Below are 22,687 nucleotides of genomic sequence, written 5' to 3'. Positions count from 1 at the left end.
CGACCAGAACCACCAACAGCGCCAAACCACCACCCTGTCAGCCCGGCGCATTCTACTCGAATTCGCCATCCGTGCAAGCCCTAAATTTCGATAACTTCTTGATTTACAAGAGGTTTCGCTCAAGGCCTGCGCCGGAGAAGGTGCGCATTATAGGTGCTGAAAAACTCACGTCAACGGTTGTTTTAAGATTTATGTAGGACCTATTGATTTAGCAGTGATCAACACACGCTCCCCCGCTCCACTATCTATAGTGCAGAGTCAGCTTTCTTCTAACGGAGCCGTACAGGCTCTACAATCGTTATCCCTACCAACCTGCCCAGATGGCCTTCATGCCCCATACAGATACCGAACCGCTTGACCTACTACTCTTACCTACGTGGATCGTTCCGGTCGAGCCCGCCGGGGTCGTGCTGAAGAACCACGCGCTAGGCGTCAGGGATGGTCGCATAGTGTTCATTGCTCCTCGTGAGGATGCTATCCGGTACGTGTCGCGCGAAACACGCGATCTCAGCGGAATGCTGTTGGCTCCCGGGCTGGTCAATGCGCACGGTCACGCGGCCATGACATTGTTTCGGGGACTCGCGGATGATCTCCCGCTGATGACCTGGCTTCGTGACCACATTTGGCCTGCGGAAAGCCGATGGGTTGATGAGTCATTCGTTCAGGCAGGAAGCGAGTTGGCCATTGCGGAACAGTTGCAAAGTGGGATCACCTGTTTTTCCGACATGTACTTCTTTCCGGAAGTGGTCAGCCAGCTCGTTCACAAGCTTGGCATCAGGGCGCAGATCACTATTCCTGTACTGGATTTCCCCATCCCCGGCGCTCGTGACGCTGACGAGTCGTTGCGCAAAGGTGTAGCGCTGTTCGACGACCTCAAGCATCACCCGCGCCTAAGCATAGCCTTCGGCCCGCACGCGCCATACTCGGTCGCGGACAATAAGCTCGACACTATCCGCACCCTCGTAGCTGAGATGGATGTCGGCATTCATATGCATGTCCACGAAACGGCGCATGAAGTCGACGAGGCCATCAGCAAACATGGGGAGCGTCCGCTGGCTCGCCTGGCTCGCCTCCAACTCCTCGGTCCACGTTTTCAGGCCGTACACATGACCCAGGTGAACGATGAGGACATCGCTCTGCTTGTTGAGCACAACTGCAGTGTTATTCATTGCCCGGAATCCAACCTGAAACTAGCCAGCGGCTTCTGCCCTGTCGAACGCCTGTGGGAAGCAGGTGTGAATGTCGGCATAGGCACCGACGGTGCAGCGAGCAATAACGACCTCGATCTGTTGGGCGAAACTCGTACCGCAGCGCTGCTTGCAAAAGCAGTCGCAGGATCTGCAACCGCTCTCAGTGCGCATCGTGCGTTACGGATGGCCACCCTTAATGGTGCTCGTGCACTTGGCCTGGACGAGCACACCGGCTCGTTAGAAGTCGGAAAATTTGCCGACATGGTGGCTTTCGATCTATCGCGCTTGGCGCAGCAGCCTGTTTATGATCCGGTTTCCCAACTTATATATTCCAGCAGTCGAGACTGTGTACGTCACGTATGGGTTGGAGGAAAGCAGCTGCTCGACAATCGCAAGCTCACCCGCATCGATGAGGAGCGAGTGATCGCAACGGCCAGAGAGTGGGGAGAAAAGATCAGCTCCAACAAGAAGAGTAACGAATAGCCGCCGCGACAACCTGACCTATGCGAAGCGCCCTTACTTTGAGTTCTTCGTCAGACAGAAGCTGGCACCATTAGCGATTACCGCTCAAGCTTCTCCCTCAAGCTTTCAAATGGAACAGACCATGAGCAATGTCGACCACGCTGAAATTGCCAAATTCGAAGCCCTGGCCCACCGCTGGTGGGACAGGGAAAGCGAATTCAAACCGCTGCATGAGATCAATCCGCTCAGAGTCAATTGGATCGACGAGCACGTTTCGTTAGCGGGCAAAAAAGTTTTGGACGTAGGATGCGGAGGTGGAATTCTGAGTGAAGCCATGGCCCAGCGTGGAGCCACAGTGACTGGAATCGACATGGGTGAAGCGCCCCTTTCAGTAGCTCGACTCCACCTTCTTGAGTCCGGACTGGAAATCGACTATCGCCAGATAACGGCAGAGGCGCTGGCGGAAGAGCAACCAGAGCAGTTCGACGTCGTCACGTGCCTGGAAATGCTCGAGCACGTGCCCGATCCCGCCTCCGTAATCCGCGCTTGCTACGAAATGGTGAAGCCAGGCGGCCAAGTGTTCTTTTCCACCATCAATCGCAACCCCAAGGCCTACGCTTTCGCCATCATCGGTGCCGAGTATGTGCTGCAGTTACTGCCGCGCGGTACTCATGACTACCGCAAGTTCATTCGCCCGTCCGAGCTTGGCGCCTGGAGCCGCGATGTCGGTCTTGAGGTCAAGGATGTCATTGGCCTCACCTACAATCCGCTGACGAAACACTACAAACTGTCACCCGACGTGGATGTGAATTACATGATCCAAACGGTACGGGAGGCCTGATGCGTTTACGCGCAATCTTATTCGACATGGATGGGACGCTGCTTGATACCGCTCCTGACTTCATAGCGGTTGCCCAGGCGATGCGCGTCGCTCGCGGCCTTGACCGTGTTCCGGACCAGCTGATTCGTGACGTTGTCTCTGGCGGCGCGCGGGCGATGGTACTAAGTGCGTTCGATGTCGATCCGATGTCCGAAGAATTCGAAGCGTTGCGGCTGGAATTTCTGGACCGCTATCAAGACCATTGCGCCGTTGAAAGCAGGCTGTATGACGGCATGACAGAGCTGCTCATGGAAATCGAGCAATCAGGCTTGATATGGGGGGTCGTCACCAACAAGCCATCTCGTTTTGCGGAGCCGATCATGGAGCAGCTGGGGCTGGCCTCACGCTCCGCCGTGCTGGTCTGCCCTGACCATGTCAGCAAGAGCAAGCCTGATCCTGAGCCCATGACGTTGGCCTGCAGCCAGCTGGGACTCGATCCCGCGACTGTACTGTTCGTAGGGGATGACCTACGCGATATCGAGTCCGGCCGCGCTGCAGGCAGCCGTACGGCTGCGGTCCGATATGGCTATATCCACCCGGACGACAATCCGGACACTTGGGGTGCAGATATCGTTGTGAACCACCCGCTCGAATTGCGGGCTTGCCTCAAAAGCGTTGAACGCAGCAACTGACCCCGCTACTTCTTACCCATTTCGACGGCGGGCACTCGCCCGCAATCTGCACAAGAGGCTTCAGATGTTCCAGTACTCAGCCCGCCCTGACCTGCTCAACGGTCGGATCATTCTGGTTACCGGCGCTGGCCGGGGAATTGGCGAAGCAGCCGCAAAGACTTATGCCGCACATGGGGCGACCGTCCTGCTGCTGGGCAAAAATGAAGAAAACCTCAACAGGGTTTATGACGAAATCGAAGCCGCCGGCTGCCCAAAACCCGCGGTGATACCTCTCAATCTGGAAACAGCGCTGCCGCACCAGTATGACGAGCTCGCTGCGACCATCGAGAGAGAGTTCGGCCGCCTTGATGGCTTGCTACACAATGCGGGCATCGTTGGGCCGCGAACACCGATCGAACAGCTCTCCGGTGACAACTTCATGCGGGTCATGCAGGTCAACGTCAACGCAGCGTTCATGCTGACCAGCACATTGCTCCCGCTACTCAAGTTATCCGACGATGCTTCGGTGATCTTCACGTCGAGCAGCGTCGGACGCAAAGGGCGAGCTTACTGGGGCGGATACGCCGTATCCAAGTTCGCCACGGAAGGCTTGATGCAGGTATTGGCAGACGAGCTTGAAGACACTGGAAATGTGCGTAGCAACAGCATCAATCCGGGCGCGACCCGCACTGATATGAGAGCAAAGGCTTATCCTGGCGAGAACCCGAACGTTAATCCCCTCCCCGCTGACATCATGCCGCTCTACCTGTATCTGATGGGCCCAGACAGTATCGGCACTAACGGACAGGCTCTAGACGCTCAGTAGGGTTATCGAGCTGGAGTGCCTGTTTTCCGGCGCTTCGCTTAGCCTCGACATGTCAGTTTGGCATCATTTCGCCGTTCCGCTGGCAATCACTTGCCAGCTCCAGTTCGACTGATCGCTTATATCTTTGTATTTAAACGACTTTTTAGATTGGCATCAAAATCGCATTAGAAGATCCATCAGCGCAATTTGCGTTCCGAGGTTGATCTCATGCTGCCCAATAAACAGGACGACACCACAGTAGACATCCGCGCCGCTCGTATTAGACGGCTGGATATCAGTAACAGCCGGGCAGCCATTCCAAGCCAATGCAGCCTTTCCCAGTTACTGCTTAGTCTTCCGTTACGCCTGCAGACGAGCCTCGAACTCGACCGTCTACTGGGTTTCTTCCTCGAAGAGATCCAGCAGCTGCTGCCCGTGAGCGGTCTTTCCTACCGCCATTCCGGAACCGACTTCCATCTTCGACTCGGGCATGAAGCCGGCAATGGCGAAGTCGGCTATTCGCTTACTCACCAGGGCGATTGCATCGGCGAGCTCAATCTGTTCAGTAACGACGGGCTGCCCGAAAGTGTGCTAGATCAGCTCGAGCGTCTCATTGGCTGTTTGCTGTTTCCGCTGCGCAACGCTCTCCTTTACCGTCGGGCGATTCAAGCTTCGCTAAAGGACCCACTGACTGGCGCAGGTAATCGCATCGCGCTGGAGCAGGGCCTGCTCCGGGAAACCGAGCTGTCGCGGCGTCACGAGCAGGCCCTTTCGGTCATCATGCTCGACATGGATCATTTCAAGGCCCTGAACGACACATACGGCCACCAGGCCGGCGATGCCGCTCTGAAGGCCGTCGCACTGCTTCTCAGAGAACAATTACGCAATGTCGATATGGTGTTTCGGTTCGGCGGCGAGGAATTCGTCCTCGTGCTATCCAACACCGGTTCCGATGCAGCCGCAGTAGTGGCTGAACGCATCAGAGCATCTGTGCAAACGCTTTGCTTGCTCGTCGGCGACAAGCAGGTTCGCCTGTCGGCCAGTCTTGGGTGTGCCACCTTTCGGCCAATCGAGTCTCATGAAGAACTATTGAAACGCGCTGACGAAGCGCTATATCAGGCCAAGCGCGACGGTCGAAACCTCACGCGGATTGCCTCCGCATAGAGCGGCACTACACCTGCAAAAAAGGCGGGCCAAAACGGCACCGCCTTTTTTTATCCTGCACTGGACTGTTACGGGCGCTTGCTGCGGTCACCACGGCCGAAGCCAGGGCGCTGCCCCACGGAAGCAGCCGGGCCACCGCGCTTGGCAGGGGCTGGCTTGCCACGACCGCGACTGGAGGCACCTGGCCGCTCTGCGACCGGCGTGCCGCGACTTGGCTTGGCGCGCTCGTCAGTATCGCGTGTCCTGCGTGCCGGCTGATCGTCACGCGAACGACGACCTTTGTCAGCGCCACTCGGGACGTCGGCCTCGTGGGCGGAGCGCAGAACGCGAGGCTTGCGGTCTCCGCGCCCGATGGGTTTAGCCACCTTGCGCTGCATGCGCTCCAGCTTCTCCTTGGCCTTGGCTTTCATGCCTGGCAGCGCGACCGGCTTGAGACCGACCTCCTCGCTGAGGATGTCGACTTCGCCCTGGGACATTTCGCGCCAGCGACCCATGGGCAGGTCGGACGTCATGAATACCGGCCCGAACCGCACACGCTTGAGACGGCTGACGACCAAACCCTGGGATTCCCATAGACGGCGAACTTCACGGTTGCGACCTTCCATGACCACGCAGTGGTACCAATGGTTGAAGCCTTCGCCGCCCGGCGCCTGCTGGATGTCGGTGAAGCGAGCCGGCCCGTCCTCGAGCATGACGCCTGTCTTCAGCCGTTCGATCATCTCCTCATCGACCTCGCCACGCACCCGCACTGCGTACTCACGGTCCATCTCGTACGAGGGATGCATCAAGCGATTGGCCAGCTCACCGTCGGTGGTGAACAGGAGCAAGCCGGTCGTATTGATGTCGAGCCGGCCAATGTTGATCCAGCGGCCCTCTTTCGGGCGCGGCAGTCGATCGAACACCGTAGGCCGTCCTTCTGGATCGTCACGCGTGCAGATCTCACCGTCGGGCTTGTTGTAAATCAGCACACGGCGGACGGTCTCGGCTGCTTCTTCGCGCTTGAGCAAGCGACCATCGACAGCAATGGCGTCATGCAGATCTACACGCTGGCCGAGGGTTGCGACGGCGCCATTGACCTTGACTCGGCCAGCAGCAATCCAATTTTCGACATCACGGCGTGAGGCCAGTCCAAGTCGTGCCAGGACCTTCTGTAACTTTTCGCCGTGAGCAATGTGAGGGGTTGTATCTTCGTGTTCGGTCATCTGGGCACCTCCCGGTGTGGCAGTTCCGATAGAAAGGCCGCGCACTATACGCGGGCCGGCCTGCCAAAGCACTAGGGAGGTTAGCAGCCGAACCGCGGCGCGTTCGACCGCAGCCAGTCCTACCGTCAGGTGATCAAGCGTTATTCAGCGCAGCCAGAGCGTCAGCTGTTGCTTTCTGAATCCTGGCCCAGTCGCCGTTCTTCAGCGCTGCGCCGTCGATCATCCAGGTTCCACCGACACACATGACGTTAGGGAGCGACAGGTACTGTGCTGCATTTGCAGCATTAACACCGCCAGTCGGGCAGAACCGCACATCCGCAAACGGCCCGCCCAGTGCTTTGATAGCGGCAACGCCGCCACACACCTCGGCCGGGAACAGCTTGAAGCGACGATATCCAAGCGCATAGCCGCGCATGATGTCAGACGCATTACTGATGCCAGCTAGCAGCGGAACGGAGCAGTGCACACCAGCCTGCAGCAACTCGTCAGTGGCGCCCGGCGACACGATGAACTGCGCGCCTGCCGCCTCGACTTCATCCATCATTCGCTTGTCCAGCACCGTACCAGCGCCGATGCACAGATCCGGACGCTCCTGGCGAAGGCGACGGATCGCCGTCAGGCCATGAGCCGAACGCAATGTGATCTCGAGCGCTTTGAGCCCACCCGCAGCCAGCGCATCAGCCAGCGGCAGGATCTGCTCCTCGCTTCCAATTGTGATAACAGGAAGGATGCGGGCCTCAGTACATATTTGCTCGATTTGAGCGTTCTTCTGTTCCATGTTCATCGGCAAAGGTCCTCGGCCCTCAGGGGCACCAATAGATTTCCAAAGGAGAATGCAGAAATGCGCGAATGGGCATCTGCATCGGTTCGAGGCGCAAGGCCTGTTGCAAGGTTTCGAGCTTGTCCGGCCCCTGAATGGCCAGCATTTGCATACGTGCGGCGGCAAGTAGCGGATAAGTCATGGTGATACGTTGCTGCGGTTTGACGGGTGCATGCATTGGCAGGCAACTCGCGGTGCCGTCCCGCTGGAGAGCTTGCGCCAGCAAAGGGCTATCGGGAAACAAGGACGCAGTGTGACCATCGTTACCCATACCAAGCACCAGCACATCGATAGGTTGGCGGAGGCTCGCTAGCCTCTGGCCTGCCAGCTGCGCGGCCTCTTCAAGCGATTCGGCAGGCTGCGAAAGCCCGATGACCTGCGCCTCTGCCGCCGCGTTCTGCAGCAGATGGCGACGAATCAAACCTTCGTTGCTATCCGTATCGCTTAAATCCACCCATCGCTCGTCGGCCAAGCTGATCTGGACACGGGACCAGTCGAGCTCGCAGGTAGACAACGCCTCGAAAAATGCGATCGGGCTGCGACCGCCGGAGACCACCAGGCTCGCGCCGCCCTGCTCGCTTATCGCGACGTCCAGTGCACGAGCGACGCGCTCGGCCTGCGCCTGGGCCATCTCCGCCGCATCTTTAAAGCTTTTAGTCTCGACTTCAGCCGGGAGCTGCAAATCAGAGATCTCCATACCAGGACCTCCCGTCACGGGTTATCAGTGCGATGGAGGCTACCGGTCCCCATGAACCAGCTGGATACGCTTTCGGCGCATCTCCCATACGGGACCATCCATCGATCAGTTGATCGCACCACTTCCAGGCGTACTCGATTTCGTCCTTGCGCACGAAGAGGTTCTGGTTGCCCTGCATCACTTCCAGCAGCAACCGTTCGTATGCATCGGGGATACGCGAGCTCTTGTACGTCTGCGAAAAATTCAGCTGCAGCGGCCCGCTCCGCAGATGCATGCCCTTGTCGAGGCCCTGCTCTTTAGTCATTACCTGCAATGAAATGCCTTCATCAGGCTGCAGGCGGATGATTAGGCGGTTGCTGATCAGCGAGCGCTGTTCCGGCGCGAAGATATAGAAAGGCGGTTCCTTGAAATGAATGACAATCTGCGAAACCTTTTCGCCCATGCGTTTGCCGGTGCGTAGATAGAACGGTACGCCCGACCAGCGCCAATTGCATATCTCGGCACGCAGGGCGACGAAGGTTTCAGTGCTGCTTTCGGCGTTGGAGTTTTCTTCCTCCAGATACCCAGGCACAGCCTTGCCACCGACCGAACCGGCGACGTACTGCCCCCGCACCACTTGCTGCCCGATACGCTCAGGCGTAATCGGAGCCAGGGCTTTGAGCACCTTTACCTTCTCATCGCGAATGCTGTCGGCGGTGAGGTCGCTCGGCGGATCCATTGCGATCAAGCAGAGGAGTTGCAACAGATGATTTTGAATCATGTCGCGCAGCTGGCCGGCCTGATCGAAATATCCCCAGCGCCCCTCGATACCGACTGTCTCGGCCACCGTGATCTCGACGTGGGAGATGTGGTGCTGATTCCACTGCGTCTCGAACAGACTGTTGGCAAAGCGCAGCGCTATCAGGTTCTGCACCGTTTCCTTGCCGAGGTAGTGATCGATCCGGTAGATACGCGTCTCGGGAAAGTACTGAGCGACGGCATCGTTGACCACCCGGGAGGACTCCAGGTCATGGCCGATCGGCTTTTCCAGTACGACGCGCGCCTGTTCAGCCAGCCCTGCAGCGGCAAGGTGCTCGCAGATCGATCCGTATACCGAAGCAGGCGTGGCGAAATAGGCAATCAACGGCAGATCGGGCGATACCACCTCAGCCAGCGCCGTGTAATCCTGCGCATTGCGGAAGTCCATGGTGAGGTATTCAAGCCTTGCGCCGAACCGAGCGAGCGTCTCTTCATCCAGCTGCGCGGCAGGAACATGGCGGCGCAACGCCTGATCGACTCGCTCCAGATGGACACTGGCCTCGCCGGTATCGCGAGAGAGCGCCAATATGCGCGTGTCACGATGGAGCAGACCCGCTCGATCCAGCTGGTAAAGTGCAGGAAACAGCTTGCGTAGCGCCAGGTCGCCTAGCGCGCCGAACAGAGCAAAGGTGGTTGCGTCAACAGTGATAGCAGGCATGTTTTTTATACTAACCAAATTAAGCTGCGTGACAGGTTGTTGCGCGCATTTTAAGCACATAATGTTGTTATTAAAAACAACATATCCTGATTTTTTCGCGTATCGCCAAGCTTCTCGAAGCCACTGCGAACGCGGGCCCTTGAAAGAAGAGACATGGATCGCATGAAAAATCTCTTGGAACAGATAAACAACCGGCTCGAAGAGCTGAACAAAGCTGAAAGGAAGGTTGCGGAGGTCATTCTGAGTGATGCCCAGCAAGCGACCCGCTACAGCATCGCCGCGCTCGCCCAAGCGGCCAAGGTCAGTGAACCCACCGTCAATCGCTTCTGCAGGTCATTCGGCGCCGCTGGTTATCCGGCCTTCAAGATTCAACTGGCGCAGAGTCTGGCCAGTGGCGCCGCATACGTGAGCCGCGCGGTTGAAGCCGACGATGGTCCCGAGGCCTACACCCGCAAGATATTCGGCAGCACAATCGCCTCGCTGGACAGCGCCTGTCAGGCAATTGACCCGCAGGCAATCAGCCACGCCGTGGACCTGATGATCCAGGCACGTCAGATCCATTTCTTCGGACTCGGTGCATCGGCCTCGGTCGCGCTTGATGCGCAGCACAAGTTCTTCCGCTTCAACTTGCCAGTCACTGCCCACAGCGATGTGTTGATGCAGAGAATGCTGGCGTCAGTCGCACATACCGGCGACCTGTTCGTAATCATTTCCTATACGGGCCGCACTCGCGAGCTGGTGGAGGCGGCAACTGTTGCGCGCGACAATGGCGCCTCAGTGCTGGGCCTGACTGCAGCGGGCTCACCGCTGGCCAAGGTCTGCACGCTAAGCTTGGACATCCCCCTGCCCGAAGACACCGACATTTATATGCCGATGACGTCGCGAATCATCCAGCTGACAGTGCTCGATGCGCTTGCCGCTGGCGTGACGCTAAGGCGCGGGGTGGATTTCCAGCCGCATCTTCGCAAGATCAAGGAAAGCCTGATGGCGACCCGCTACCCGGCCGAGGAAAACTGATTACTTCTTTTTCTTCCTGGCCTTGCCCAGACTTTTGAGCCGCTCGGCGGCCACTTCATTGACCGCCTTGCGCTCTTTGTTTTTCATTCCCTTCCAGGCCTTCATCTCGTCCCGGCTGCGCCCGCAGCCGATGCAGATGTCGTCCTTTAGCTTACAGATACTGATACATGGATTTTTCGCCTTGTCGCCCAAAACCACCTCCGCTTCAGCCAGGACCCTACCGCTAAGTAGAGGCCCTCGCTGCCGGGAGGTTCTAAGCGATTTAGGCTATCGGTACGATCAGTCCCACCAGTACTCGACCTGAACACCGAAGTTGGAGCCATGTTGAGCGCTGCCAAAGGCGCCGTTTTCAGACAGAGCGCTGCCGGCTGCCATCAGGTTCGCAGCCTGCTGCGCTTCATCGTTCCACTGAGCGTATGTGTAATACAGACGCACCTCAGGACGCGACCAGAAATCCGGGCCAGCAGGTGACCAGGTCGGTGCCACGGTGAACTTGGTCAGCTTTCGCGTCCCCTCGGGGGCGTCGATCTGGTCATGTCCAACCTCAGCCACCAACTTGAACTGATCGGTCAAGGCATACACCGGACGCACGCCCACCGAGATCCAGTCCTGGTCGCCGCCATCCTGACGCTTATCCTTCTGATAAACAGCTTGAAATTGCCCACCGAAACGGGGCGTAACCTGCCAATCAAAGAACTCAACAACGCGCCAGCTCTTGTCGCTGCTGCCCAATGTGACGTCACCGGTATAACCCAAGCCGGTACCAGGGCCTTCACCGTATTGAACGGCGAAGGTGTTGCTGCCGCCAAGGAAGCCAACCTGCTCGTGCTGAGCGGTCACGGCCCAGCCGCTGTTGGATTCGCTCTGATCAGGATCATCGATATAGCTGACCCCGAACTGCAACTCGCCATCAGGGTTGGACTTGAAGCCTCCGACGTTGAAGTCATGGCGGTTGATGTAATCCTCTTGGAACACGCTGTCCTTGCGGGAAAACGCATAGCTGTATTTCAAGCCACCAATTTCCATGTCTTCAATACCGGCACCGGTCGCGCTCTGGTTCCAATAGTAGAAGTCGGAAATGTGGATGTCGTTCCGCTTGTAGAAGCGCCGTCCGGCCCACAACGACCCGCCGTTTAGCGCTGGCATCTTGCTCCACTCGGCATAGGCCTGCACCACCCGCGCAAAGCCATGATCGCCGGTGAACTTGGGCGTGTGGTCGTATTCGTTGTAAAGCGCTGCCATGCCCTCGATGCTCAGCACAGAACCATCGTTCATTGTGAACAGATCGTGGCGCAGCCCCAGCTCCGCGTACTGCTCACACTCGTTACCGAGGCGAAACTTCGAAGGTGCGCCGGGCAGTTGAAAACAGGCCTGTGAATCGCTTCCGCTCGATTCACCGACACCGCTACGAACATATCCATTAAAGTCCAGGGCCTGGACTGCAACCGGCATAGCGAGGCTGGCCAGCGACACCGCGAGGCCCAGGCGTGTGGTTTTTTTCATATCCGCTCCAATTAGCTTCTTATTGTTGTTACTGCTGTTGGATCGAGCCGAAGCCGGCTCTCCTTACGATCCGCAAGCCCGCATCTTTGCGAGCTGCGTCTCGACTTTCTGGCAATCACGGGATTCGTCCGTGTCACCGAAAAACCAGGCACATCAATAACATTCGGATGAAACCTGTGCCGGTACGCAGATATACCGCGACCAAGCCTTTTTCCCACTTGGGCTCAACGAGCCATCAATCGAGTGACCGTTCCATTGCGCTCGGTCGAGCCATTGCCTTTGACGGCACCCAGCCGTTCACCGGTCTTGGCATCGAAAAGCAGCACCTTGTCCGGCTCGAATTGCAGATTCAGGCTGACACCGGGCGCAGGCGCCGCATCCGGCGCGAGGCGAACGCAGACCTTGGTCTGGTTGAGCTCGACGAAAACCATGGTGTCAGGCCCGGTAGGTTCGACCACCTGCACTTCGGCTCGCAGGGCCGGCAGCCCTCCCTCGGTGCCCAGGCTGATCTGCTCCGGGCGAATACCGAGAATCACCTCGCGACCTTCAAGCGATTCGCCCTCGGCAAGCTCCAACGGCAGCTCGCAGCGATCCTGACCGCTGTCGAGCAGCGCTTGCCAGGTCGAGCCCAGTTTGCTCAGCCGCAACGGAATGAAATTCATCGGTGGAGAGCCGATAAAGCTGGCAACGAACAGATTTGCCGGATTGTTGTAGATTTCCTTCGGCGTACCGAACTGCTGGACGATGCCGTCCTTCATGACCGCCACTTTGTCGCCAAGCGTCATGGCTTCGATCTGGTCATGAGTTACGTAGACGGTGGTGGTCTTCAGACGCTGATGCATCAGCTTGATTTCGGTACGCATCTCGACCCGCAGCTTGGCGTCGAGGTTGGATAACGGCTCGTCGAACAGATAGATCTTCGGCCGCCGCGCCAGCGCACGTCCCATTGCCACCCGCTGCTGCTGGCCGCCCGACAGTTGCGATGGCTTGCGGCCGAGCAGGTGCTCGATCTGCAGCAGCTTGGCGACCCGCGAAACCTCCTCCTCGATCTTGTCCGCAGGTACCTTGCGCATCTTCAAGCCAAAGGCGATGTTCTCCTGCACGGTCATCGTCGGGTACAGCGCGTAGGACTGGAACACCATGGCGATGTCCCGATCCTTCGGGCTGGCGGAACTGATATCCGCGCCATCGACGCGGATTTCACCACCCGAGATGTCTTCAAGGCCGGCGATGCAGTTCATCAAGGTCGACTTACCGCAGCCTGACGGACCTACGAGGATCAGAAATTCGCCATCCTCGATTTTAAGATCGATGTCCTTCAGCGTTTCGTTGGCGCTGCCGGGATAACTCTTGCGAACGTTACAAAGTTCTAGTGCAGCCATGGTCGCTCTCCTAACCCTTGACCGCGCCGGCAGTGAGCCCGCGCAGGAAATACTTGCCAGCGAGGATGTACACCACCAGCGTTGGCAGCCCGGCGATCATCGCCGCAGCCATATCGACGTTGTATTCCTTGGCACCCGTGCTGGTATTGACCAGGTTGTTCAGCGCCACGGTGATGGGTTGCGTGTCACCACTGGCAAACACCACACCAAACAGGAAGTCGTTCCAGATCTGAGTGAACTGCCAGATCAGGCAGACCATGATCGTCGGGATCGACATCGGCAGCAGAATCCGCCCGAAGATGGTGAAGAAGCCCGCGCCATCGAGACGCGCTGCCCGGATCAACGCGTCAGGCACGCTTACGTAGAAGTTACGGAAGAACAGCGTGGTGAACGCCAGGCCATACACCAGATGCACCAACACCAACCCGGGCGTGGTATTGGCGAGCCCGAGCTGGCCGAGGGTGAACGAGGCTGGCAGCAGGATTACCTGGAACGGCAGGAAGCAGCCGAACAGCAACAGCCCGAAGAACAACTGAGAACCCCGGAAGCGCCACATCGCCAGGACGTAGCCATTGAGCGCACCGAGCAGGGTCGAAATGATTACTGCTGGTACGGTGATCTTCACCGAGTTCCAGAAATATCCGCCCACGGCGTCCCACGCCTTGATCCAGCCGATCGCAGTCATCACGTCAGGCCAGGATAGAAGGTTGCCGGTACGGATGTCCTCAGGTGTCTTGAAGCTGGTCAGCAGCATCACCACCAGCGGGACCAGGTAGATCGCGACAGCCACAAGCAGCGTTGCGTAGATGGCCACCCGGCTGAATGTCAGGCGCTTACGCCCTACCAGACTAGTCATGGCGCTTGTTCCTCAATTCCGAATACAGGTAAGGCACGACGATCGCCATGACCGCGCCGAGCATCAGAATGGCGCTGGCGGCACCAAGCCCCATCTGTCCTCGCGTGAAGGTATGGGCATACATGAACATCGCCGGAAGGTCCGAGGCGTAGCCTGGGCCTCCTGCCGTCATCGCAGCTACCAGGTCGAACGCCTTGATGGCGATGTGCGCAAGAATCATCAGTGCGCTGAAGAACACCGGCCGCAGGCTTGGCAGAACGATGCGCAGGTAGATGCTTGGCAGGCTGGCACCGTCGATCTGAGCGGCGCGAACAATGGATTGGTCGACGCCACGCAGCCCTGCCAGAAACAAGGCCATGACGAATCCCGAGGCCTGCCAGACGGCAGCGATGACCAGGCAGTAGACGACCCGATCGGGGTCAACCAGCCAGTCGAAACGAAAGCCTTCCCAGCCCCAGTCGCGCAGCATCTTGTCGATGCCCAGCCCCGGATTGAGCAGCCATTTCCAGGCCGTACCGGTGACGATCATCGAAAGCGCCATCGGGTACAGATAAACGGTGCGTATGAAGCCTTCACGCCGTATGCGCTGATCCAGCAGCACAGCGAGCAGCACGCCGATGGTAAGGCTGATGGTGATGAACAGCCCGCCAAACACCAGCAGATTCTTGCTCGCGACCCACCAGCGGTCGTTGTTCCAGAGTCGCTCGTACTGCAGCAGACCGACCCATTTATAACTGGGCATGAAACGCGAATTGGTGAACGAAAGCAGGAACGTCCAGAAGATGTAGCCGTAGAAACCGACCAGGACAATCAGCATGCTTGGGGCCAGAACCAGCTTGGGTAGCCAGCTCTGCAGCGCATCGAGCGGTGACGCCTTGGTGAGCCGGGACGGCTTGGTGATGACAGCGGTTGAGCTCATGGTTGGCTCCGGACGAATACAGGTTGCATGACGCGGTTCCAATGCTGATTGCGGGGCATGACTCTCCCGTCACGGCCGATCAAATGACCGGCCGCCGGGTTTCGATGCCAAGGCATCAAGGTTGTAAAAAGGGGTCGCGGAACGCGACCCAAAGCGCTACTGAACCGCTTGAATCGCCGCAGCCAGTTGCTGCGCCGCCTTCTTCGGATCGGCATCAGGATCGTTGAAGAAGTTGGTGACGACATCGAACACCGCGCCCTGGACATAGCTGGACGCAGCCATGCCATGAGCCAGACTGGGCACCAGACCCGGCCCTTGCGCAGCTGACTTGAAGTCCTTCATCGACTGCTGGGCGCAGACGTCGAATTCGCTCATGTCCTGATCCAGACGAACCGGAATGGAGCCCTTGTTCTGATTGAAGAATTGCTGGAACTCAGGCTCTAGTACAGTGCGGGCCAGATCCTGCTGTGCCTGACGGTTATCGTCGTTGCTGAGTTTGAACATGGCCAGCGAGTCGATGTTGTAGGTAAAGCTGCCTTCGGTTCCGGGGAAAGGCAGGCACTTGTAATCCTCACCAGCGATCTTCTCGGCAGCACTCCACTCGCTCTTGGCCCAGTCGCCCATGATCTGCATGCCGGCCTTGCCGTTCATGACCAACGCGGTGGCACTGTTCCAGTCACGACCCGCGGCATTGTTATCGACATAACCGCGTAGCTTTTTCAGGGCAGCAAAGGCTTCAACCATCTTGTCGCCGGTCAGCACGTCACGGTCGAGATCGACGAAGGCCTTGCGGAAGTCTTCCGGGCCGAGCACCGCCAGGGCGAGGTCTTCGAATACGGTGCCGTCCTGCCAAGGCTGACCACCATGGGCCAGAGGCATGAAACCAGCCGCCTTGAGCTTTTCAGCTGCAGTGAAAAATTCGTCGAGAGTCGTAGGCGGCGTTGCGCCGGCCTTCTCGAATACTTCTGGGTTGATCCACAGCCAGTTGACGCGGTGCACGTTGACGGGCACGGCCACATAGTCGCCTTCGTACTTCATGGCGGTGGAGACCTGCTTGGGTAGCAACTCGTCCCACTTGGCCTTTTCAGCCACGTCATTGAGATCAGTCAACAGACCCAGCTCACCCCATTCCTGGATGTCGGGGCCCTTGATCTGGGCTGCTGCGGGTGCATTGCCGGAAACGGCGCGGGTCTTCAGCACGGTCATGGCGGCTTCACCACCGCCGCCGGCTACGGCGAAATCCTTCCAGGTGTGACCTTGCTCTTCAACGAGGCGCTGCAGCGTGTCCGCGGCGCGCTTCTCGCCGCCTGATGTCCACCAGTGCAGAACTTCAACTTCACCGGCGTGAGCAAAGGGAACGAGGGAGGCGAGGGAAACAGCAGTAACAAGACGATGTATCGCGTTCATGGGTTTTCCTTTCTTGTTGTTATCGGTGCAAGTCTTCGCTTGCGCTGCACCGATTCTAGGCGCACGTCATCTCACGCCGGGTAACGAAGGGATATGGAATAGTCACCGCTTCGTTACAAAGTCGTGACCACAGGAAACTGCCTAGGGGGATAGCGCTGGTCATCATTCGGCATGCCGCGGCAGGCTCAGCGTTACGCGCAGGCCTCCCTCCTCCAAATTCCGCAGACTCACTTCTCCGCCGTGGGCATGCGCAATGTTGCGTGCGATACCTAGCCCAAGCCCGTAACCAGGCTGCTTGGCGGCCAGCCTGAAGTTAGGTTCGAACACCTGTTGCAGCCATGCCTGCGGCACGCCAGGGCCTTCATCGTCGACATGCAGCACGAATGTGCTTTTGTTGTCTTCGATAAACAGATGCGCCCGCTCGCCATACTTAAGCGCGTTATCGAGCAGGTTGCCGATGCAACGCTTGAGCGCCAGGGGCTTGCCCGCATAGGGCGCCGTCGCCCTGCCCTCCACCGTCACGCGCCCATTGCCGGCTGGTGCCAGATAGGGCTCGGTCACGCAGTCGAGCAGCAGGTTGAGATCCAGTGGCTCGATGTTCTCGTGGATATCGGTGTCCTTGACGCACTGCAGCGCGCCCTTTACCAGCAGTTCGAGTTCATCGAGATCGCGGCTGAATTTGCGCTGTAGCGCTTCGTCCTCCAGCAGCTCGACGCGCAGGCGCAGGCGTGTGATGGGGGTTCTCAGGTCATGGGAAATAGCACTGAAGAGCTGGCTACGTTCAGTCAGGTAACGACCGATACGCTCACGCATGCTGTTGAATGCTCGACTGACCTCGATCACCTCGCTGCCGCCCCGCTCAGGCAGTAACTCGATCTCGCTGCCAAGGGACATTTCCCGGGCCGCCTGCGCCAGCTTCTTCAACGGCCGGCTCTGCCAATGCACTAGGATGCCGATGAACAACAACAGGAAACTGGTGGTGAGGAAGACGAACCAGAGCTGCTGGGTGGGAATGCCGTCGTCTTCCAGGCTGACGTAGGGCGCCGGCATCAGGGATGCGAGGTAGAGCCATTCTCCCGGCGCAATCTGGATCTGCGTGACCAGCACCGGCGGATTCAGGGGCTCAAGGCTCAGCGCGTAATGCGCCCAGGAACGCGGCAACTCGTCGAGTTTCACCCCGCCATTGAAAATACGCAGGTCATCCGGACTGACGAAGTTGACCGACATGTCGACGTCATTGCCCAGACGCTCCCGGAGCACGTCGTCCACCTCGGCCAGCACAGCCTGCTTGCGCTCGGTGGGCGGCAGAATCTGCATGTCGAGGGGCTTGTCATTGAGCGAGACGAAGAAGCGTGTGCCGCCCATGCTCCGCAATTGGTCGAGCACCAGCGGCCGATAGCCGAGCGGCAGTGAGCGAAAGTAGCTGACGCTGGCCGACATCGATTGCGCCACGCTGCGGGCACTGGTCAGCAAGCCTTCCATCTGGCTTGCCCGAAGCTGCGATACCCAGATGAAGCTCGACAGCGCCTGCGCCATCAACACCACCAGAAGCGTTAGCAACAGCATCCGGCCGAGCAGCGAGCGCGGGACCGGCAACCATCTGCGCTTAGCCGACGGAGTCATGATGCGGCGCTACCTGAGCGGCGAGCAGATAGCCGCTGCCGCGCACGGTTCGAATCAACCGAGGGCACTTGCCGGTATCTCGCAGACGCTGGCGAAGCCGGCTGACGGCCATGTCGACGATTCGCTCGAGCGGCATCACCTCACGCCCGCGCGTGGCGTTAGCAATGGTGTCGCGATCGAGGATCTGTTGTGGATGATCGAGAAACAGCTTGAGCAGCGCGAAGTCGGCCCCTGACAACAACACCTCTTCACCGTCCTGATGGAACAGCCGATGGCTGATCATATCCAGCCGCCACTCATCGAAAGCCAGCACGTCGCTACCGCGCTCCTGGCCGAAATTGACCCGGCGAAGCAGCGCCTTGATTCGCGCCAGCAGTTCACGGGGGCTGAAGGGTTTACCCAGATAGTCGTCGGCGCCGAGTTCGAGACCGATGACCCGGTCGGTCTCATCCGAGCTTGCGGTAAGCATGATGATAGGCATCTGAGCGAGACGCTGATGTCCACGCACCCAACGGCACAGGCTGAAGCCGTCTTCGTCGGGAAGCATTACGTCGAGGATGACCAGGTCTGCCGAATCACGGCTCATGGCTTCGCGAAACTGCGTACCATCGGCAACGGTACGCACCTGAAAGCCGGAACGGCTGAGGTAGGCATCCAGCAATTCGCGAATGTCCTGATCGTCATCGACCAGCAGAATCGATTTTCCAGCCTGGTTCACCTGGCATCCCTTCTCTTGTTATGTATGAGCGTCTCGCCGCGTCAGCGCCCGCCGAGTGATCCCTCCAGCAACTGCTGCAAAGCAACTCCAGCGCCTTCAAGCCCCGGGTACTCGGCTGTCACCACCCACACGGGGACCTTGTCAAAATACCGGCTCATGTTGCCTTTGTCGCGGAAGCTTTTACTGAAACCACTGCGCGAGAAGAACTCGACGAAGCGCGGGACTATGCCGCCGGCAATGTAGACGCCACCCTGCGCCCCCGTAGTGAGGACATTGTCGCCGGCGATACGACCCAGCCAGACACAGAATTGTTCCAGCACGGCTTCGGCGTATGCATCGCCAGTCAAGGCCGCGGCCGTGACTTCAGCTGGCGAGCTGAACCGGGGAGCCTCGCCATCAAGGGCACAGCTGGTCCGATAGAGTTCGAGCAAACCGCCGCCACTGAGGATAGCTTCGGCATTCACATGGCCAAGCTTTTCGTGCAGGCGCGCCCAAAGCGCAGCCTCGCGGGTCGACCCTATGGGCAGACAGACATGACCGCCCTCGCCCGGCATCGCCTGCCACATTCCGTCACCGACCGGCAGGAGTGTCGCGACGCCAAGTCCGGTACCCGGCCCGATTACCAGGCGCGCGCGGCCTGGTGCCGACTGGCCCGGGCAGACCTCTATCAGCTCGCCCTCGCGCAAGCGCGTCATACCCAGCGCCATGGCGCTGAAATCATTGATCAGCAGCAGATCGCTGAGCCCCAGATCCTGGCAGAAGGATGTACGGCTGAGGCGCCAATGATTGTTCGTGAAGGCGAACTCATCGCCCGAAACCGGACCCGCGCATGCAAGGCAGACGGCTTGCAGCGCCTCCACGCTTTGCCCGATACCTTTCAAATAGGCACGAATGGCATCCTCAGGGCGCGGGTAATCGACAGTTGGCAAAACCCGCACCGACTCAAGTTGCCCGTCGCGCCAGAGCGCAAACCGAGCGTTCGTACCGCCAATGTCACCTACCAGTGCCGTCACTTGAGCGCCTCCAACTCCTCGGTGAACACACTCGCACCTTTTTCCGCAGGGCTGAAAGCCGAGCGCAAGAAGCCGAACAGCTCGCGGCCACAACCGATTCCCAGATCGCTGGGCGCCATGACCCGCTCGCGGCTGTCAAATTCGGCCTGATCAACCAGCACTCGAAGCTCGCCCGTTTCACCATCAACGCGGATGATGTCGCCGTCGCGTACACGGCACAGCGGACCGCCATCGAGCGCTTCAGGGCTGACGTGGATCGCTGCGGGTACTTTGCCGGACGCACCTGACATGCGCCCGTCCGTGACCAACGCAACCTTATGCCCGCGATCCTGTAGCACGCCGAGGAACGGCGTCAGTTTGTGCAGTTCGGGCATGCCATTGGCTTTCGGCCCCTGGAAACGTACCACTGCGATGAAATCCTTCTCAAGCTCGGCATTCTTGAATGCCTGCGCCAGTTCGGCCTGATCGCTGAACACGCGTGCAGGCGCTTCGACCACGCGATGCTCGGGGGCAACAGCGGAGATCTTGGTCACGCCACGGCCGAGGTTACCCTCCAGTACGCGCAAGCCGCCTTCAGGCGAAAACGCGCGTTCGACGGGGCGCAGGATCGTCTCGTCCAGGCTGCTTTCCGGGCCTTCACGCCAAACGAGCTTGCCCTCTTCGAGGAAGGGTTCCTGGGTGTACTGCTGGAGCCCCTTGCCCATGACCGTGAAGACGTCTTCATGCAACAGACCGGCATCGAGCAACGTACGCACCATGAACGGCACGCCGCCACACGCGTGGAAGTGGTTCACATCGGCCTGGCCGTTGGGATAGACCTTGGCCAGGGTAGGCGTGACGGCCGAGACGTCAGCCATGTCCTGCCAGGTCAGCTGGATACCGGCAGCCTGTGCGAATGCCGGAATGTGCAAGGTGTGGTTGGTCGAGCCACCCGTAGCGTTCAGGGCCACCACTGAGTTGATGATCGATTTCTCGTCGACGATCTTGCACAGCGGCACGTAGTTGCCCGACTGCGGAGTGAGGCGCGTCACCTGCCGCGCCGCCTCGCGCGTCAGCTCGTCACGCAGCGGCGTGTACGGATTGACGAACGACGAGCCCGGCAAATGCAGGCCCATGATTTCCATTACCACCTGATTGGTGTTCGCCGTGCCATAGAAGGTGCAAGTGCCAGGGCTGTGATAGGACAGCATTTCCGACTCAAGCAGCTCCTCACGGCTGGCCTTGCCTTCGGCGTAGCGCTGCCGGACCTCGGCTTTCTGCTTGTTCGGAATGCCTGACGGCATCGGCCCACCGGGTACGAATACCGCCGGCAGGTGACCGAAGCGCAAGGCACCGATCATCAAGCCAGGAATGATCTTGTCGCAGATGCCCAGATACAGCGCCGCGTCGAACATGTTGTGGGATAGCGCAATGGCCGTTGCCATGGCAATCACCTCACGGCTGGCGAGGCTCATTTCCATCCCCGGATCACCCTGGGTAACGCCGTCGCACATTGCCGGCACGCCGCCGGCGAACTGCCCCACCGAACCGACCTCACGCAGCGCCTGCTTGATGATCTCGGGGAAATGTTCATAGGGCTGATGCGCCGACAGCATGTCGTTGTAGGCCGAAACGATGGCCACGTTGGCCTCGTTCATCAGGCGCAACTGCTGCTTATCGCTGGTGGACGCACAACCGGCGACGCCATGTGCGAAGTTCGCGCACTGCAGCTTGCCACGCTGGGGTCCATCGCTCGCCGCAGCGGCCATCTGAGCCAGATAGCGCTCACGCGTCGGGCGGCTGCGTTCGATCAAACGTTCGGTAACTTCTTGAATCCGCGGGTGCATGCCGTCACTCCTGCTCTTATCTGTAGTTTTATCAACAAAACAACGTACATTTAGGCTTGATTTCTATTTTGACAGGAATAATCTTGTAATTCCCACAACAAATTCCGCCCAGGACCTTCTTATGACCATTCGCATCGCCATCAACGGTTTCGGCCGTATCGGACGCAACGTCCTTCGCGCTCTGTACAGCCAGGATTACCGCGAGCACCTTCAGGTCGTGGCGATCAACGATCTGGGTAGTCCGGCGATGAATGCCCATCTACTGCAGTTCGACAGCGTGCACGGCCATTTCGACGCAAAGGTCGAGGTGGCGGAGTCTGAAATGCGCGTCAATGGGGACACCATCGCCGTTACCGCGATCCGTAACCCGGCCGAACTGCCCTGGCGTCAGCACAAGGTCGATGTAGTCTTCGAGTGTACCGGCCTGTTCACCTCTCGCGAAAAGGCCAGCGCCCATCTGGAAGCCGGCGCCGGCAAGGTGATCATTTCTGCACCGGCTACGGGCGCCGATGCCACCATCGTTTACGGGGTCAACCACGACATCCTGCGCCAGTCGCATCAGATCATCTCCAATGCATCCTGCACCACCAACTGCCTGGCGCCGGTTGCGCAAGTGCTGTCCCGAGAGTACGGCATTGAACATGGCCTGATGACTACCATTCATGCCTACACCAATGACCAGAACCTTTCTGACGTCTACCACAGCGACCCCTACCGCGCACGCTCGGCCACTCAGTCAATGATTCCGACCAAAACCGGTGCCGCCGAAGCCGTCGGGCTGGTACTTCCGGAGCTCGCGGGAAAATTGACCGGCATGGCAGTCAGGGTTCCAGTGATCAACGTGTCGCTGGTCGATCTGACCCTAGAGCTCAGCCGCGAGACCTCAGCTGAAGAAGTGAACGCGCTGATGCTCGAAGCCAGCCAGCGCTCGCCGATCCTGGCGTGCAACTCGCTGCCGCTGGTGTCATGCGACTTCAACCACAATCCCATGTCCTCGATCTTCGACACTAACCACACCAAGGTTAGCGGACGGCTGCTGAAAGTGATGGCCTGGTACGACAACGAGTGGGGCTTCTCCAACCGCATGCTCGACACCTGCCGGGCACTGCACGAAGCCGCTTGAACCAGCAAGCCGC

Annotated in this window: 21 protein-coding genes; 7 read left to right on the top strand and 14 right to left on the bottom strand. The window is 59.0% G+C overall.

What is annotated here, in order from left to right; genetic code table 11:
• The first annotated feature begins 320 nt into the window (after positions 1 to 320).
• The 5 genes from NA619_RS16375 (at position 321) to NA619_RS16355 (ending at position 5,112) form a co-directional block, all read left to right on the top strand.
• A complete protein-coding gene (locus NA619_RS16375; RefSeq protein ID WP_423836843.1) occupies positions 321 to 1,673 on the top strand; it encodes a TRZ/ATZ family hydrolase in 1,353 nt (450 codons plus the stop codon).
• A gap of 121 nt (positions 1,674 to 1,794) precedes the next feature.
• A complete protein-coding gene (gene ubiG / locus NA619_RS16370; RefSeq protein WP_255962915.1) occupies positions 1,795 to 2,493 on the top strand; it encodes a bifunctional 2-polyprenyl-6-hydroxyphenol methylase/3-demethylubiquinol 3-O-methyltransferase UbiG in 699 nt (232 codons plus the stop codon).
• On the top strand, positions 2,493 to 3,164 hold the full coding sequence (gene mupP, locus NA619_RS16365; protein ID WP_255962914.1) for an N-acetylmuramic acid 6-phosphate phosphatase MupP: 672 nt from the start codon (positions 2,493 to 2,495) through the stop codon (positions 3,162 to 3,164). The genes ubiG and mupP overlap by 1 nt, the downstream gene beginning before the upstream one ends.
• Positions 3,165 to 3,228: 64 nt before the next feature.
• Positions 3,229 to 3,969 (top strand): YciK family oxidoreductase, encoded by a 741-nt coding sequence (locus tag NA619_RS16360; protein WP_255962913.1) that lies wholly within the window; start codon positions 3,229 to 3,231, stop codon positions 3,967 to 3,969.
• Between the two features lie 207 nt (positions 3,970 to 4,176).
• Positions 4,177 to 5,112 (top strand): GGDEF domain-containing protein, encoded by a 936-nt coding sequence (locus tag NA619_RS16355; RefSeq protein WP_255962912.1) that lies wholly within the window; start codon positions 4,177 to 4,179, stop codon positions 5,110 to 5,112.
• Between the two features lie 68 nt (positions 5,113 to 5,180).
• Here NA619_RS16355 and rluB read toward each other — a convergent pair whose 3' ends face one another.
• The 4 genes from rluB to zwf all read right to left on the bottom strand — a co-directional run bounded on the left by rluB (position 5,181) and on the right by zwf (position 9,287).
• The gene (gene rluB, locus NA619_RS16350) at positions 5,181 to 6,314 is read right to left on the bottom strand and encodes a 23S rRNA pseudouridine(2605) synthase RluB (RefSeq protein WP_255962911.1); all 1,134 of its coding nucleotides are present in this window, start codon (positions 6,312 to 6,314) and stop codon (positions 5,181 to 5,183) included.
• A 133-nt stretch (positions 6,315 to 6,447) separates the two neighbouring features.
• On the bottom strand, positions 6,448 to 7,098 hold the full coding sequence (locus tag NA619_RS16345) for a bifunctional 4-hydroxy-2-oxoglutarate aldolase/2-dehydro-3-deoxy-phosphogluconate aldolase (RefSeq protein WP_255962910.1): 651 nt from the start codon (positions 7,096 to 7,098) through the stop codon (positions 6,448 to 6,450).
• Between the two features lie 19 nt (positions 7,099 to 7,117).
• Positions 7,118 to 7,831 (bottom strand): 6-phosphogluconolactonase, encoded by a 714-nt coding sequence (gene pgl, locus NA619_RS16340; protein WP_255962909.1) that lies wholly within the window; start codon positions 7,829 to 7,831, stop codon positions 7,118 to 7,120.
• A complete protein-coding gene (gene zwf, locus NA619_RS16335) occupies positions 7,818 to 9,287 on the bottom strand; it encodes a glucose-6-phosphate dehydrogenase (protein WP_255962908.1) in 1,470 nt (489 codons plus the stop codon). Before zwf ends, pgl begins: the two co-directional genes overlap by 14 nt.
• A gap of 153 nt (positions 9,288 to 9,440) precedes the next feature.
• Between zwf and NA619_RS16330 the strand changes: the two genes are divergently transcribed.
• The gene (locus tag NA619_RS16330) at positions 9,441 to 10,304 is read left to right on the top strand and encodes a MurR/RpiR family transcriptional regulator (protein WP_272891795.1); all 864 of its coding nucleotides are present in this window, start codon (positions 9,441 to 9,443) and stop codon (positions 10,302 to 10,304) included.
• On the opposite strand, the gene NA619_RS16325 is transcribed toward NA619_RS16330, so the two are convergent.
• The 10 genes from NA619_RS16325 to edd all read right to left on the bottom strand — a co-directional run bounded on the left by NA619_RS16325 (position 10,305) and on the right by edd (position 21,551).
• Positions 10,305 to 10,496, bottom strand: a complete 192-nt coding sequence (locus tag NA619_RS16325) for a DUF1289 domain-containing protein (protein WP_255962906.1) — start codon at positions 10,494 to 10,496, stop codon at positions 10,305 to 10,307.
• A gap of 87 nt (positions 10,497 to 10,583) precedes the next feature.
• Positions 10,584 to 11,807, bottom strand: a complete 1,224-nt coding sequence (locus NA619_RS16320) for a maltoporin (protein WP_255962905.1) — start codon at positions 11,805 to 11,807, stop codon at positions 10,584 to 10,586.
• 224 nt (positions 11,808 to 12,031) lie between these two features.
• Positions 12,032 to 13,189: an ABC transporter ATP-binding protein gene (locus NA619_RS16315; protein WP_255962904.1), complete on the bottom strand. Its 1,158-nt coding sequence runs from the start codon at positions 13,187 to 13,189 to the stop codon at positions 12,032 to 12,034.
• A gap of 10 nt (positions 13,190 to 13,199) precedes the next feature.
• Complete coding sequence (locus tag NA619_RS16310; RefSeq protein WP_255962903.1) at positions 13,200 to 14,045, bottom strand: carbohydrate ABC transporter permease; 846 nt, start codon at positions 14,043 to 14,045, stop codon at positions 13,200 to 13,202.
• Positions 14,038 to 14,964: a carbohydrate ABC transporter permease gene (locus tag NA619_RS16305; protein ID WP_122164768.1), complete on the bottom strand. Its 927-nt coding sequence runs from the start codon at positions 14,962 to 14,964 to the stop codon at positions 14,038 to 14,040. Before NA619_RS16305 ends, NA619_RS16310 begins: the two co-directional genes overlap by 8 nt.
• Positions 14,965 to 15,120: 156 nt before the next feature.
• On the bottom strand, positions 15,121 to 16,371 hold the full coding sequence (locus NA619_RS16300) for an ABC transporter substrate-binding protein (RefSeq protein ID WP_255962902.1): 1,251 nt from the start codon (positions 16,369 to 16,371) through the stop codon (positions 15,121 to 15,123).
• Positions 16,372 to 16,533: 162 nt separating this feature from the next.
• Positions 16,534 to 17,994, bottom strand: coding sequence for an ATP-binding protein (locus NA619_RS16295; RefSeq protein WP_255962901.1), 1,461 nt, complete (start codon positions 17,992 to 17,994; stop codon positions 16,534 to 16,536).
• A complete protein-coding gene (locus NA619_RS16290) occupies positions 17,978 to 18,712 on the bottom strand; it encodes a response regulator (protein ID WP_255962898.1) in 735 nt (244 codons plus the stop codon). The genes NA619_RS16295 and NA619_RS16290 overlap by 17 nt, the downstream gene beginning before the upstream one ends.
• Positions 18,713 to 18,753: 41 nt before the next feature.
• Complete coding sequence (locus NA619_RS16285) at positions 18,754 to 19,725, bottom strand: glucokinase (protein ID WP_255962897.1); 972 nt, start codon at positions 19,723 to 19,725, stop codon at positions 18,754 to 18,756.
• Positions 19,722 to 21,551, bottom strand: coding sequence for a phosphogluconate dehydratase (edd, locus tag NA619_RS16280; protein ID WP_255962896.1), 1,830 nt, complete (start codon positions 21,549 to 21,551; stop codon positions 19,722 to 19,724). Before edd ends, NA619_RS16285 begins: the two co-directional genes overlap by 4 nt.
• A gap of 121 nt (positions 21,552 to 21,672) precedes the next feature.
• Between edd and gap the strand changes: the two genes are divergently transcribed.
• Positions 21,673 to 22,674: a type I glyceraldehyde-3-phosphate dehydrogenase gene (gene gap / locus NA619_RS16275; RefSeq protein WP_255962895.1), complete on the top strand. Its 1,002-nt coding sequence runs from the start codon at positions 21,673 to 21,675 to the stop codon at positions 22,672 to 22,674.
• Positions 22,675 to 22,687: the final 13 nt, after the last annotated feature.

The sequence above is a fragment of the Stutzerimonas stutzeri genome (assembly GCF_024448895.1).
Lineage (GTDB): Bacteria > Pseudomonadota > Gammaproteobacteria > Pseudomonadales > Pseudomonadaceae > Stutzerimonas > Stutzerimonas stutzeri_Q.
The sequence above is the reverse complement of the archived record's forward strand: the minus strand, read 5'-3'. Positions and strand labels throughout refer to the sequence as shown.